This is a genomic window from Emticicia sp. 17c (genome assembly GCF_037153985.1).
Taxonomy (GTDB): domain Bacteria; phylum Bacteroidota; class Bacteroidia; order Cytophagales; family Spirosomataceae; genus Emticicia.
This window is the reverse complement of sequence record NZ_JBBAYI010000003.1, coordinates 1-14,789: the sequence shown is the minus strand read 5'-3', so window position 1 is coordinate 14,789 and position 14,789 is coordinate 1. Positions and strand designations below refer to the sequence as shown.

The window sequence follows — 14,789 nt, the reverse complement described above, 5'->3', positions numbered from 1 at the left end:
TTATGAAATAATGCTTTTAATTTTTGTAAAGTGCCATGTAAAAATAAATCGTGTCAACGAAATACCAGTGTCTTTCATAAATAGCTTATGGTAAAAAATGTTTCGGTTGGTTATAAACCATAATGCGCCAGCGAACCCATATTTTCTGCTATTAACCGATATTGCGTGGTAATATTTTTCTTCCAGTTCGTTGGTTTCCAAGTATTTCAACTCTTTCTGAAATGTAAGCGGAATATCAAACTGGTGTTGTTCGGCCAAGTAGGTAAATGCTTTCTTCAGAAAGGGTCTGAACGGGAACGTCTTGCATAGCTCGAGTAACTCAGACCAGTCAATGGTAGATTTATCCATAATTTTTTTAGCATCGGCAACCCACCTGAATGGCGGTACACTATCAAAACTCCGGCCACTGGCTATATTTAGAAAAAGTGCGTGTGTAGCCGTCATCTGATAATTAGTTACGCCGGCTATTATTGTTTTTGTAGCTTTTTGCCAGATAAAATCACTTGCATGAGCTTGAAAAGCATATTCACGGAAAATACTCCAATGTAAATCGATGTTAAGTTTACCTTCAAAATCAAGCCTGAGAGCAGTATTTAAGTTATTAGGTTTTGAATCAAAAGCTCTGGTCTTATTGCCAAATACTCCGGTTTTTGTTAATTCAATTACTTTTTCTCTGTATTGGTAAGGTATTAGCAAATCGCCATCATTCATGGGGCGGTGAGCAATGTTTTCATAAAACCGATTCGCTAAATCCAGCCCCTTCATTGGCATTGCAGGTATGCCATGCTGTTCTAATGTTTTTATTATGCCAAATGCTTTATGAGTAATTTGCTTATTTTTTACCCAATAGTTTTTTCTTGTTCCTAGCAAAAAAACAAAATAGGGGTGTGTATTTTCTCCTAAATTATGAATAACTAGTGGTAATAATCTTTGGCTACCCGAATCGATGCTGTCCATGAAATCAGATAAAAAACCAGATGAAGAAGGGTCAAGTTTATCTAATTGATTAATTTCCAACCATTCAACAAAATACCGTATTGCTTTGAGGCGTTCGCTCAATGCCGCCTTTAACAGTAGCGTTTGTTTTTCATCAGGAAAATGTCCGCCCGTATGGCTCATGAGTTTATAACTCTTTTGTGGTTAATTCTGTCTTTTAAAAACCTTAATAAGTGGGGGTAATACGTTGGGTCTTGCGAATTGGAATTTTCCCTTATTCGTCGGTAAGTCACTAAATCGTCGGTTTGGTTATAGGTAATTCCCTGAGACTTTGCCGAATCGAACCAGATAACAAAATCAAGGGTTTGTACTTCTGGGAAATAACCATATTTTTTAAAAACATCACTTTTAAATAGTGCTGTGGTTTTAGTTTGACCAGCAATTTGTCCTTTTTGAAACTGGAATCTTTGTGGAAAAAGCATTAATTCAGGACTTAAAAATTGCTCCATTTGTCCAAATGTAGCTTCAAGGGTGGGGTCTGTCTCAAACTCTTTTAGCTGCTTTTCTAGCTTGTTGGCTACGAATATATCATCTCCATCTAAAAAAGTAATAAAATCGCCGGTTACTAGTTCCAGGCTTTTATTGATGGTTCTGGCAAGGCCGATGTTTTCATGGCTTACCAGTTTAATATCATTGTTAAACGATTGCAGAACCTGCAAGGTGTTGTCGGTCGAGCCATCGTTTAATACAATAATTTCAGTATTTTTATAGGTTTGATTCAACGCAGACTCCACAGCCTCTTTAATGTATTTTTCTACGTTATAAGCGGTAATAATTATGCTAATTTTCATTAATAAACGCTGTTAGTATAGGGGCAATTTGGTTTAGATTTACACCTGCCATGAGTCGGAAGGTGGGAGTTTTTGAAATAAATAGCTTCATTTTCTCAACAGCTTTCGTATTTGACCTTAGAATCCAGACCGACGACGGAACCAATGCTTTAATGGCATCGAGCTTTGAGCATTCCTGAATAAAGGTATCTTCCAGACCTGTTATAGTTGGTAAAAGAATAGCCTTAATACTGAACTGGGTTATCATAGAGTCGGTAAAAGACTCGTTGATATATACATGCCCTTTTTCTCTCGGAATCTGTTCAATGTTGCTTATCAGTGGTTTCAGATGGGTAAAATTATCAAACTGTTCAATGTTGAGTTTTGCTACACTATAAAGGCTATATACAAGATTTTGTTCAGGGTCAACCAGAATAAAATCATCTCCGGCATATTTGAGTTTTGTGTTCAGGCATGACAAAGTGCTTGTTGATTTCCCTGAGCCACTTTTCCCAGTTAATAAAACGCCTTCTTCTGAGATTCCTAAGCCAGCAGCATGGCATAAGAATGAAGCAGTAGGCTCAAACCACAAATGGAAAACCATTCTTAACGGGGCTGCGGTTTCATTAGGAGGTAACCGGCAAAAATCGTCTACCCAGTAGTATATATTTTTAGAAGAATAGTCAACAAAAATAAACGAAGGTTCTGTTGAATTAAATACAGCACGATTGTTACCAAAGTTGAGTAAATCGCCGCTATAAGAGTCAATATCAGGCCAGTTTAACCATTCCTCTGGAGGGATAATACCTGTACTTTTAGATTCAATAAGGTGAATTTTTACACTTTCCTGACTTACGCTCTTGCATGATAAGTGCGCCAAAGCTCTCAGGTATTTTTCTGAGCTAAATTCACCATAAGATAACACCTCGAAAAACTGTCCACCAATGCTATACAAGTTTACCGAACTCAAAAAATGCTGTTTCTCAAAATCAAACATACTGCTTTAGTCCTTTTTTTGTGGCCATCCTTTAAAAGACTCTACATCATGTATGGGGTCTAGCATAATGAGTTCCTGCATATCGTCGAAAATCTCCAGTTCAACTTTTTCGTAAGGTAGTTTTATTGATGCTTCTTCACTTATAGCAAAAGTCGTATATGGCTCCTCAGTAATTATTTGTTCCTCAGCTAGTTGATTAACAAACGCTTCTATTTCTGCCTTTGCATTTGGTTCGTCAGTTTGGAATTCGTTTTGAATACCAGTCCAGATGTTTTCCAAATTGGTAGGTTCTTGTAGCAATTCCAGCACTCTGATACCTGTTGTTCCTCTGACACTATAATATTTTCCTAAAGGGATATTAATTAATACGGCTTCATTGCCGAAAACTTCCTGTGCAATATTGGTTTTATCTAATTGGTAGGCTTTCATTCAGGTTTATTAATTTATAAATTTTACTTTTTACTAAGTCGGTCCAGATTATATCACCATTTTTTGTTTCATAAAACGAAGTAACACCACAAGCATTTGTAAGTAATAGGCTAGGTTTTGGTTTTTTTTCTGCAAGGTTTAATGCCCATATATTGCCCAGAATATAATCACCAAAAATGTACTTGTTTTTTAACTCAGGGAATTTATCTCCCTTGTATACAATTCCTCCTGTTACAGAGAAGCCGTCAGTTCCATGTTTATACTCATAAACAGCGTTAATAAATTTTTTGTTTATGGACAATTCTTTAAAAAAACTTGTTCCTTCCTTAATACTCCAACCATAGTTCTTTCCTGCCTCTACTATATTTATCTCTTCAATCTTGTTATGGCCTACATCGCCAAGTATAATTCTTTGACTGTTTTCAGTAAATGTCATTCTGAAAGGGTTCCTAAAACCGTATGCCCAGATTTCCCTGCAAGCATTTTTAAGGTTATAAAACGGATTGTCTTCTGGAATAGTCACCGTTAAAGCATCAATTTTTATTCTTAATACTTTTCCGTATAGGTTTTCAAGGCTTTGGCAATAATTTTCACCATCGCCATAAGTATAGTCAGCAGTAGAAATGAAAAGATGCCCTAGGGAATCAAATAAAAGTGCACCGCCAAAATGTGCGTTTGAATAAGGAATCTGATAAACTTTTTTTCTAAAAGTATACTTGAGTTTTTTGCCGTTAAAAGGAATTAACTCAATGTTTTGTGTCTGTTTTTTTCTTTTATTAAACGAAGTATATGCTATAGCCAGAACAGAGTCTTTCGGATGAAACTCAAACCCATAAAATTCAATCAATTGTTCTTCGGAGTTTTTCCTTGAAATGTCTAAAACAATCTCGTGGGTATGATGTACAGGGTCTATTTTTTTTATTATTCCGTTTTTTTCAGCTACCAGTAGTTGGTCAGGAAAATACACACTTTCTTTGGCCATTACAGGCTTGGAAATACTTGAATCCTGAACAAACTCAGTTGCCGAATATTTAAACTCATTGCTGCTTTCTAATTTATTTAAAACTTTATAGAATTTATATATAATTTTGAGCCTATATGCTGCCAGAATTTCATTTCCGTTTATGTGAAAAATAAAAATCAGCAGAAAAAAACAGGCACTTGCTATAATAAAATACTTCTTTTGGTCAAACAACCGTTGCATTTCACAAATATAAGGCAACAATTTAAACAATAGATAATAAAATTAAAGAATGAATGCAGTTCAAAGTTTTTGGATTAGTAAAAAATCAATCAATGCAGGTGGCTGGATAAACAAGCGTTTTGAATACATAAGCTGGTCGTTAAGTTATTGTTTATTAAGAAAAAACTTTGATGAGCTACATCTTTACTGTAATTCGGCAGGTGCAAAAATGCTTGTAGAAGATTTGGGCTTAGCCTATGATAAGGTTTCTAGAGAATTAGATAATCAGGAAGATTTAATGAAGCAGTCGTGGGCATTAACGAAGATTTTCACTTATGCCACGCAGCAAGAACCCTACGCCCATGTGGACGGCGATGTTTTCTGGTTTGAAAAACCCTCAGATGATTTCCTGAAAGCAGAGGCTTTTGCGCAATGTATAGAAGTCGATGAGCCTATGTATAAAACCATCTTACTCAGCCTTGAAAAAGATGGGGCTTATATTCCTGAATTTTTAAAACAGACTAACGCAAAAGCCGGAATGGCTGCTAATGTGGGTATTGTTGGCGGAAACCACTTGAGTATTTTCAGGGAGTTTTATGAAGAGGTTATTGTCTTTCTTGATAAAAATAAGGATATTCTGGCTAAAAATCCTGAAATATATAGTTTTGTTCCTTATTTTATCGAACAGCTTATTTTCTTGTATCTGGTAAATTATCGTCAGGTTAAAATTAAGTTTCTAAGGAAACCAGTATTCAGAAGCAACTTTATTGATGTAATTGATTTTAACAAGATTTCGGCTGTTTCCCAAACGCCTGGTTTTATTCATTTATTAGGTTCAAGCAAGTATAAACTTCACTTATGTAATATGATGGAGTACTGGCTGCATCGTTTTTGGCCTGAACAACTAGAAAAAATAAATAAACTATACCAGCAACATAAGCATACACAGCAAGAACTCCGAAATATGCTTAATCCGGAAAATGAAAAGAGGCTTCCACACATAAAATGGATTTTTGATAAACCTGAAGATGTTTTGGCGTATCCGTTTATCCGAACACAAACTATTTTTGGAGTTAATATAGAAAACAATACCCTCAGAAATTTTGAAAACCATACTGAAACAGAAAAACTGACAGATTGCGTAGGCTTTGAAAAACAAAGGCTTGAAATAGTAAAAAACCTATTGCAAAAAACTGATTCAAATGCCATATTTTTACGCATGGACTCTCACTTGGATTTCTGTTTAAAAAGTTATGAGCAATTAAGCCAACTTACGTTTAGTTTCAATAAAGCACTAGTATTAAAGAGTAAATTCAACTGGTTTAACGATTTAGTATATGCCTCCGAATATTACTGGTATACTCTGATTATAGATTCACAGAAAGAGTGTTTTCAGGAATTTTTGTTATCAGAAGCTGAATGTGAAATGTTGGAGATGTTTCAGGGTGAGACCAGTTTTCAAGAATTGGTTACTGCATGGAATCTGAAATATCCTGCTCAGAATCCACAAAAAAATGGGGCGAAAATTTACGAAATGCTAAAAGAACTAATCGGCCTTGATTTAATTAAATATAATAGCCTTTAAGCCGAATTATAAAGTTTTCAGGACGAGTACCTTTTAATAAATTTTTTTGAAATAAATTGTTCTTGGTAATTGGAGAAAGAACAAAAAAATGATACTCATTCACTATACCTCGACTTGATTCTTCCGTAAATCTTTTTTATTTTTGGATGTTCGGTAGTTAATCATTAAATGCAGGGAAACGAAAAAAATATATTTGCAAAGCTCAATCTTCTGATAGAGCAGAATATAGATAAATCAGGATATACGATTGAAGATATCTGCCTTGAATTAGGAATAAGCCGCTCGCAACTGTTTCGGCTTATTAAAGAGCAAACCAATTTGTCCCCCTCTCGTTTTATCAGGCTTAAAAGGCTTTCCAAAGGTAAACAATTGCTCGAAGACACTAGCCTCCGAATTGTAGAAATTACTTCGTTGACAGGGTTTGATAGCCAGCAGACTTTTAGTAAATACTTTACTGAAGAATTTGGTGTTTCTCCAAGCGACTACCGGAAGAACAGAGAAACCATTACAGAAGATACCCTTCCGGCTCTTATTGAGCCAATTGAATTACCTGAAAATCCAGCACCAAATATGCCGAAAGCCATACCGGTGCTATCTGGAAGAAAATATATGTATGGAGCAATAGGGATTGGGCTCGGTGTGCTTGTTATAGGGCTTTTATTGAGTATAAAAAGTATGCCTTTTACTAATATCGGGCAAATGAATGCTAAATCGATAGCTATTTTGCCGATTGCAAGTGAAGATAGTACTGAAACCTTGACGATGGCCGATGGGCTTACAGAACAAGTTCGACTAGCTCTGACATCCTACGAAAGCCTAAAAGTTATTTCAAAAAACTCATCAGAATTATTTAAAAATACTACCAAGTCAACGTCTCAAATTGCAGATGAACTGCATGTTGAGTATATACTTGATGGTACTGTAAAAAAAATAGAAAATGGGGTCAGGATAAGCCTTGAATTAGTAAAAGCATCTGAAGACCAAACCATTTGGGCTAAGCAATATGAAGGTAAAACAGATAATACCATTGATTTTATTAATAAAATAACCAACGAGGTAAGAGAAGAAGTACATAAGAGGTTAAGAGGAACTAGTGCCACAGGAACTAACGTAATGCCTACAAAGAATCTTGAGGCTTATCAGGAATACCTGAAAGGGAAGCAATTAATGCTACTGCGCACCAAAGATAAACTGGAGGCCGCCATTGAACGATTTGACCGTGCCATAGCTTTAGACCCAAATTTTGCCGATGCCTTTGCTTATAAAGCCTCGGCGTATCACATACTTGGCAATTCTTCTTTTATTAATATGGAGCAAAGTATTCGGTTATCAGAGCAGAATGCGCTTGCAGCCTTACAGTTAGATGCCGAAAACGGGTTAGCCTATGCCGCACTTGCCAATGGGTATCGCCAGCAAAGCAAGTGGGAGCAAGCCATAACTACCTATCAGATTGCCCTTAAATATAGCCCCAACGATGCCCAGATTATTTATTGGTATAGCATTAGTTTGCGTTCGATAGGAGAATTGGACAAAGCCATTGAATATAGTACAAAAGCACTAAGTCTAGACCCCTTGTACCCGACAATTCTGTTCGGCCACATTGGTAATTGTTCTTATGCCGGCAAATTTAAAGAAGCCGAAGAAAGTATTAAGGAAGGGCAGGCTTTGTTTAGTAACTACTATATGTATTACTATGTAAGAGCCTTTTACCAACTTAACCTTAATAACTACGAGGAAGCCCTCAAAGATTTTCAGAGGGCCAGTGAGTTAAGCCCCCATACGCGCTTAGTAGAAACCTACATCGCCTTTTGTCAGGGACGCCTTGGGCAGACGGCAAAAGTAAAAGCTTATCTGGCATCGCTGCCACCAACCCTAGAAAACTATAATCTTTTAGCTGTTGTATATGCTGGGCTTAAAGATAAAGAACAATGCTTCCGGTATTTGCAACTAGCGGCGGCTCAGGGAAGGCTCCCCGAATATTTCAAGGTTTCGCCTCTTTTTAAAATTCTACACGGAGATAAACGTTTCGACCAGCTACTCGAAAAATTCGGTCTTTTAGATTTCAAAATTCCTGTCTGACTGATTTTCTGAGCATAGACTCATATAACCAAGTTTTCATGATAAAATCATCCTGTTTTGGGTTATTTCTGAAACTTTGGTCTTATTGTCTAAATCTTTGGTCATATTGTCTAAACTTTTGGTCATATCATCAAAGGCTTTTAGCCTACTCTCTACATAATTTTGAAGCATCATTTTTCAAGAAATATACGATGAAAAATATGCTTTTGAAATCCCTGACCCTAACAATCTGCTACTTACTTATTACTTGCTCTAACAAAGAGCAACCCCCTGCTTTAACACCAGATGCATACACTATTGCTACGCCTAACTATGCGGTTCTGGCCGAGAAAGCTTTCAGTTATCAGGCAGATTTTAACTGGGATGCTTGGACCGAACTGCTAGCCGACGACATACAGTATTATCTGCCCGATAGCACGCGTCCACTGGTAGGTAAACAAGCAGTATTGGCATATTGGAAAACATACCCCCAACGCATGAAACTTAATTCGTGGCAACTAAGCCGCTTCAATCATATACCTATTCTTAGCAATCATCCATTACAATTATCAGGGCTTCAAGGAGTGCATGTTTTTTCTATGTTCAGGTCTGAATTTAGTTTTCTTGATGGCAACAGTAGTACCATGACACTCAACTACTGTTCACATTTTAACAAAAAAAATCTTATTGACCGATGTTACAGTTTCCATCAGCCACTGCTTATAAGCCCGTCAGTCACAAGCTATTGACCAAACATTAATCAAGAATCTTATATATTATAATTTACCTTATACATGCCTACTAAAATAAAAACTATTGAGAAAAAAACACGGATTTCGCTAGGCATTCCGAAAAACGTCTGTCCCGAAACAATTCTAATGCTAAAGGCAGAGGTTAACTATACGCATGTGTTTCTGTATGATGGTAGCTATTTTTTGAGTTCAATTACGCTGGGTGTACTCGAAAAACGCCTGAATGGGTTCAATTTTTTCAGACTCAATCGGTCGGTGCTAATTAACCTGAGTTATCTTGACAACTTCAGCATTAGTGCCAAGAAAATCGGATTAGTGAGGCTCAAACAAAATAATCAGGAGTTTCAGGTATCCAGACGCAGAAAACCTTTGCTTATAAAAGCCTTAATCGCAGATAATAAATAACCCAAAAAGTATTAATACCCAAAAATTAACTTCAATGAAAAAAACAAGTACTTTATTTGTCTTTGTACTTTTCTCTTTTTTAGCTTTTTGTACACCAGCCAAACCAACTAAAAACCACAAGTATAAATCAGGCAATAGCACTATTGCTGGTGTTATCTATGTAAATAAGGCCAATACAAGTGGCACATATAACGGCCTCAGTTGGTCAACAGCCTACAATGACTTGCAAACGGCTATTACGGCTGCTACTGCCGGCAATACTATCTGGGTAGCTAAAGGTACCTATTACCCCACTACCAGCACAACCGATAGGGGAGCCTCATTTACGATGAAGAATGACGTAGCCATTTATGGCGGTTTTTCTGGTAATGAAAGTAGCTTATCAGACCGTAATGTTACTACAAACGCTACTATTCTGAGTGGCGATATTGACCAGAATGATGCACAGAATAATATTACAGGTAATAGTTATAATGTTATCAGAAACGGTAATACAACTACTAACACCGCAGTGCTCGATGGGTTTATTATAGCAGGGGGCTATGCAAATGGAGGAGGAATAACATTATCAAATGGTGGTGCTGTTAATAATGACGGTAGAGGGGGGGCCTGTAATCCAGTTTTCCGGAATTGTATATTCCGATATAATATAGCACAATGTGGTGGTGCGGTTGCAATTTTTGGTGATAACAGTAATACCTGTACTCCTACTTTTACTAATTGTGTTTTTAATGATAATAAGGCAATTCTTAACAGTACTTCATCAGACGCAGGAGCATTGTATTGTGTAGGAAACATTACGGTTACGCTAACCAATTGTACATTCAGTAAAAATTATGCACTCGGCTCCGGTGGGGCTATTAATATTTCCGCCAACTTCGGAAGCGTTAACGCAATCTTAAGCAACTGCATTATCTGGGGAAATTCAGCAGATCGTCTCGGGAGCCAGCTTTATAGCTTTATCTCGACTTATAATCTTTCTAACACTATACTGGAGGGAGGAATCAGCAGTATTGGCAAATATGGTAATGCAGTAGTTGCTAATGATAATGGAGGCAATATTTATACTGACCCGCTCTTTACCGATGCGGCTAACGGAGATTTTACCCTGAAACCATGTTCGCCTGGCATAGATGTGGGTGCAAGTGGCGGTAACACGCCAAGTACAGATATACGAGGAAATGCACGTGTTGATGTAACAGGTGTAGGCACTACTACCATCGATTTAGGAGCCTACGAAACACAGAGCCAGCTACCTGCAGCCCCCACAGTAAATGCCCCAGCCACAAAAAAAGTAATAACACCGGCTACACTTACCTTAACTGCCAGCAGTTGCAGCGGAACCGTAAACTGGTCGAACGGCGGTTCAGGTACCAGTATCACACTGTCGGCAACAGGTGCCTATACTATTTCTGCTACCTGTACAGTGGATGGTTGCACAAGTGCAGCAAGTACAAGTGTGACAGGTCTGGAAATACAAAGGTCCCACCGCATTTATGTCAACAAAAGTAATAGTAGCAGTGGTGATGGCCTTAGCTGGGCAACAGCCTATAACGATTTGCAAACAGCTCTTATCGCAGCTAGAACCAACGATACCCTCTGGGTAGCTAAAGGTACCTATTACCCTACTACTAATGCAACTGACAGGGGAGCTTCATTTACCATGAAGAATGACGTAGCCATTTATGGCGGTTTTTCTGGTAATGAAAGTCGTTTATCAGACCGTAGTATTGCTACAAATGCTACTATACTGAGTGGCGATATTGATCAGAATGATGGTGAGAATAATTTTACAGGCAATAGTTATAATGTTATCAGAAATGGTAACACAACTACTAACACCGCAGTGCTTGATGGGTTTATCATATCAGGGGGCTATTCAAATGGAGGAGGAATTGTATTATCAAATGGTGGTGCTGTTAATAATGACGGTAGAGGGGGGACCTGTAATCCGGTTTTCCGGAATTGTATATTCCGGTATAATATAGCACAATGTGGTGGTGCGGTTGCAATTTTTGGTGATAACACTAATACCTGTACTCCTACTTTTACTAACTGTGTTTTTAATGAGAATAAGTCAATACTTAATAGTACTTTATCAGACGGTGGAGCATTGTATTGTGTAGGAAACATGACGGTTACGCTAAGCAATTGTACATTCAGTAAAAATTATGCACTTGGCAGTGGCGGAGCTATTTTTATTACCTCCAACTCCGGAAGAGTTAACGCAATCTTAAGCAACTGTATTATCTGGGGAAATTCAGCCAGCAGTGGCAATCAGCTTTACAATGCTGCCTCAATTTATAATCTTTCTAGCACTATACTGGAAGGAGGAATCAGCGGTATTTCGATTTATGGTAATAATGTGGAAAATAATGACAATGGAGGCAATATTTATACTGACCCATTCTTTACAGATGCGGCAAACGGAGATTTTACACTGAAACCATGTTCGCCTGGCATTGATGTGGGTGCAAGCGGCGGTAACACGCCAAGTACAGATATACGAGGAAATGCACGTGTTGATGTAACAGGTGTAGGCACTACTACCATCGATTTAGGAGCCTACGAAACACAGAGCCAGCTACCTGCAGCCCCCACAGTAAATGCCCCAGCCACAAAAAAAGTAATAACACCGGCTACACTTACCTTAACTGCCAGCAGTTGCAGCGGAACCGTAAACTGGTCGAACGGCGGTTCAGGTACCAGTATCACACTGTCGGCAACAGGTACCTATACTATTTCTGCTACCTGTACAGTAGATGGCTGTGCGAGTTTGGCCAGTACAAGCATTACAGGTCTGGAAATACAAAGACCCCACCGCATTTATGTAAACAAAAGTAATAGTAGCAGTGGTGATGGTCTTAGCTGGGCAACAGCCTACAATGACTTGCAAACAGCTCTTATCGCAGCTACAACCAACGATACCCTCTGGGTAGCTAAAGGTACCTATTACCCTACTACTAATGCAACTGACAGGGGAGCTTCATTTACCATGAAGAATGACGTAGCCATTTATGGCGGTTTTTCTGGTAATGAAAGTCGTTTATCAGACCGTAGTATTGCTACAAATGCTACTATACTGAGTGGCGATATTGATCAGAATGATGGTGAGAATAATTTTACAGGCAATAGTTATAATGTTATCATAAACGGAAACACAACTACTAACACCGCAGTGCTTGATGGGTTTATCATATCAGGGGGCTATGGGTCTACACATGGCGGTGCTGTTTATAATGACGGTAATGACGGTATCTGTAATCCGGTTTTCCGGAATTGTATATTCCGGTATAATGCAGCCAGTCGTGGAGGTGCTGTTGGAAATTACGCTAACAATGGTAGTGCTAGTCCAACTTTTACTAATTGCGTTTTTTATGAAAACAAAGCAATGTTTAATGGAGCTCTTTCAAACGGGGGAGCAATGTTTTGTCAGGATGGCGCCACGGCTACGCTAACTAATTGTACTTTTAGTAAAAATAATGCACTTGGGAAGGGAGGGGCCATAGCTTCAGGTACTAATTCTGGTTCACCTAAAATAACTCTTGTTAACTGTATTATCTGGGGTAATTCAGCCAGCCTTAGCGGAAATCAGATTTACAATTATGCCTCAATTTATAATCTTTCTAACACTATACTGGAAGGAGGAATCAGCGGTATTTCGTTTTTGGGTAATAATATGGAAAATAATGACAATGGAGGCAATATTTATACTGACCCGCTCTTTACAGATGCGGCTAACGGAGATTTTACCCTGAAACCATGTTCGCCCGGCATAGATGTGGGTGTAAGTGGCGGTAATACGCCTGATACAGATATTCTGGGTAATCCACGTTTTGATGTAACAGGTGTAGGCACTACTACCATCGATTTAGGCGCCTACGAAACGCAGAACCAGCTGCCAGCAGCCCCCACAGTAAATGCCCCAGCCACAAAAAAAGTAATAACACCGGCTACACTTACCTTAACTGCCAGCAGTTGCAGCGGAACCGTAAACTGGTCGAACGGCGGTTCAGGTACCAGTATCACACTGTCGGCAACAGGTACCTATACTATTTCTGCTACCTGTACAGTAGATGGCTGTGCGAGTTTGGCCAGTACAAGCATTACAGGTCTGGAAATACAAAGACCCCACCGCATTTATGTAAACAAAAGTAATAGTAGCAGTGGTGATGGTCTTAGCTGGGCAACAGCCTACAATGACTTGCAAACAGCTATTGCCGCAGCTACAACCAACGATACCCTCTGGGTAGCTAAAGGCACCTATTACCCTACAACCAGCACAACTGATAGAGATGCTACATTTACCATGAAAAATGATGTCGCTATTTATGGCGGTTTTTCTGGTAATGAAAGTCGTTTATCAGACCGTAATGTTGCTACAAATGCTACTATTCTGAGTGGCGATATTGACCAGAATGATGCACAGAATAATATTGCAGGTAATAGTTATAATGTTATCAGAAACGGTAATACAATTATAAATACGGCAATTCTTGATGGGTTTATTATATCAGGTGGTTATGCTGATGGAGGTACAATTATTACCTCAAATGGTGGTGCTGTTAACAATGACGGTAGAAATGGTGTCTGTAATCCGGTTTTCCGGAATTGTATATTCCGGTATAATATAGCACGATCTGGTGGTGCGGTTGCAAATTTTTGTAATAACAATGGTACCAGTACTCCTACTTTTACTAATTGTGTTTTTAATGATAATAAGTCAATACTTAATAATGATTTTTCAGATGGAGGAGCAATGTATTGTGCAGGAAACATGACGGTTACGCTAACCAATTGTACATTCAGTAAAAATTATGCACTTGGCTCCGGTGGAGCTATTAATATTGCCACCAACTTCGGAAACGTTAACGCAATCTTAAGCAACTGCATTATCTGGGGAAATTCAGCCAACCGTAGCGGAAATCAGCTTTATAATTTTACCTCGATTTATAATCTTTCTAACACTATACTGGAGGGAGGAATCAGCGGTATTGGGAGAGATAATGATGCAATGGTTGCTAACGATAATGGAGGCAATATTTACACTGACCCGCTCTTTACAGATGCGGCTAACGGAGATTTTACCCTGAAACCATGTTCGCCTGGTATAGATGTGGGTGCAAGCGGCGGTAACACACCTGATACAGATATACGAGGAAATGCACGTTTTGATGTGACTGGTGTAGGAACTTCTACCATCGACTTAGGAGCCTACGAAACACAGAGCCAGCTGCCTGCTGCACCAACTGTAACAGCACCAACAACCTTAGTAGTATGTTCGCCTAGTACCTTAACCTTGACGGCCAGTTGTGCCACGGGTACAGTCTTGTGGTCGAACAGTTCTACTGGAACAAGCCTGACGCTTTCAAGTGTGGGAACTTATGCGATATCTGCCAAATGTGTGTCAAATGGATGTGAATCCGATGCGAGTTCGACGAGTAATTTAGAAATCAAGGCCAAACCAACGGCACCGACAGTTACCCCACCTGCAAATCTGGTGGTATGTTCGCCTAGTACCTTAACCTTGACTGCTAGTTGTGCGACAGGCACAGTCTTGTGGTCGAACAGTTCTACTGGAACAAGCCTGACGCTTTCGAGTGTGGGGACGTAT

General features: G+C 38.7%; 10 protein-coding genes. 5 read left to right on the top strand and 5 right to left on the bottom strand.

Annotated features, from left to right (window positions below; all coding sequences use genetic code 11):
• From WAA15_RS07900 to WAA15_RS07880, 5 genes are read right to left on the bottom strand one after another with little or no spacing between them, the layout of a single operon-like run.
• A complete protein-coding gene (locus WAA15_RS07900; RefSeq protein ID WP_337042181.1) occupies positions 1–1,119 on the bottom strand; it encodes a nucleotidyltransferase family protein in 1,119 nt (372 codons plus the stop codon).
• On the bottom strand, positions 1,116–1,787 hold the full coding sequence (locus tag WAA15_RS07895) for a glycosyltransferase family 2 protein (RefSeq protein ID WP_337042180.1): 672 nt from the start codon (positions 1,785–1,787) through the stop codon (positions 1,116–1,118). The genes WAA15_RS07900 and WAA15_RS07895 overlap by 4 nt, the downstream gene beginning before the upstream one ends.
• Positions 1,777–2,763 carry a hypothetical protein gene (locus WAA15_RS07890; RefSeq protein ID WP_337042179.1) on the bottom strand — a complete coding sequence of 329 codons (987 nt, stop codon included), beginning with the start codon at positions 2,761–2,763 and terminating at the stop codon, positions 1,777–1,779. Before WAA15_RS07890 ends, WAA15_RS07895 begins: the two co-directional genes overlap by 11 nt.
• 6 nt (positions 2,764–2,769) lie before the next feature.
• Positions 2,770–3,192, bottom strand: coding sequence for a PqqD family protein (locus tag WAA15_RS07885; protein WP_337042178.1), 423 nt, complete (start codon positions 3,190–3,192; stop codon positions 2,770–2,772).
• Positions 3,170–4,396 carry a PQQ-dependent sugar dehydrogenase gene (locus tag WAA15_RS07880; RefSeq protein WP_337042177.1) on the bottom strand — a complete coding sequence of 409 codons (1,227 nt, stop codon included), beginning with the start codon at positions 4,394–4,396 and terminating at the stop codon, positions 3,170–3,172. The genes WAA15_RS07885 and WAA15_RS07880 overlap by 23 nt, the downstream gene beginning before the upstream one ends.
• Positions 4,397–4,445: 49 nt before the next feature.
• Between WAA15_RS07880 and WAA15_RS07875 the strand changes: the two genes are divergently transcribed.
• The 5 genes from WAA15_RS07875 to WAA15_RS07855 form a co-directional block, all read left to right on the top strand.
• Positions 4,446–5,960, top strand: coding sequence for a DUF6734 family protein (locus WAA15_RS07875; protein ID WP_337042176.1), 1,515 nt, complete (start codon positions 4,446–4,448; stop codon positions 5,958–5,960).
• 168 nt (positions 5,961–6,128) lie between these two features.
• Positions 6,129–8,039, top strand: a complete 1,911-nt coding sequence (locus WAA15_RS07870; RefSeq protein ID WP_337042175.1) for a helix-turn-helix domain-containing protein — start codon at positions 6,129–6,131, stop codon at positions 8,037–8,039.
• Between the two features lie 200 nt (positions 8,040–8,239).
• Positions 8,240–8,767: a nuclear transport factor 2 family protein gene (locus WAA15_RS07865; protein WP_337042174.1), complete on the top strand. Its 528-nt coding sequence runs from the start codon at positions 8,240–8,242 to the stop codon at positions 8,765–8,767.
• 45 nt (positions 8,768–8,812) lie between these two features.
• On the top strand, positions 8,813–9,175 hold the full coding sequence (locus WAA15_RS07860) for a LytR/AlgR family response regulator transcription factor (protein ID WP_337042173.1): 363 nt from the start codon (positions 8,813–8,815) through the stop codon (positions 9,173–9,175).
• A gap of 34 nt (positions 9,176–9,209) precedes the next feature.
• A partial coding sequence (locus WAA15_RS07855; RefSeq protein ID WP_337042172.1) for a beta strand repeat-containing protein occupies positions 9,210–14,789 on the top strand: 5,580 nt, incomplete at its 3' end.

Bases quoted from the DNA above. Each gene is read 5' to 3' on its own strand.
- WAA15_RS07900 (WP_337042181.1), bottom strand. From the start codon at position 1,119: ATGAGCCATACGGGCGGACATTTTCCTGATGAAAAACAAACGCTACTG.
- WAA15_RS07895 (WP_337042180.1), bottom strand. From the start codon at position 1,787: ATGAAAATTAGCATAATTATTACCGCTTATAACGTAGAAAAATACATT.
- WAA15_RS07890 (WP_337042179.1), bottom strand. From the start codon at position 2,763: ATGTTTGATTTTGAGAAACAGCATTTTTTGAGTTCGGTAAACTTGTAT.
- WAA15_RS07885 (WP_337042178.1), bottom strand. From the start codon at position 3,192: ATGAAAGCCTACCAATTAGATAAAACCAATATTGCACAGGAAGTTTTC.
- WAA15_RS07880 (WP_337042177.1), bottom strand. From the start codon at position 4,396: ATGCAACGGTTGTTTGACCAAAAGAAGTATTTTATTATAGCAAGTGCC.
- WAA15_RS07875 (WP_337042176.1), top strand. From the start codon at position 4,446: ATGAATGCAGTTCAAAGTTTTTGGATTAGTAAAAAATCAATCAATGCA.
- WAA15_RS07870 (WP_337042175.1), top strand. From the start codon at position 6,129: ATGCAGGGAAACGAAAAAAATATATTTGCAAAGCTCAATCTTCTGATA.
- WAA15_RS07865 (WP_337042174.1), top strand. From the start codon at position 8,240: ATGCTTTTGAAATCCCTGACCCTAACAATCTGCTACTTACTTATTACT.
- WAA15_RS07860 (WP_337042173.1), top strand. From the start codon at position 8,813: ATGCCTACTAAAATAAAAACTATTGAGAAAAAAACACGGATTTCGCTA.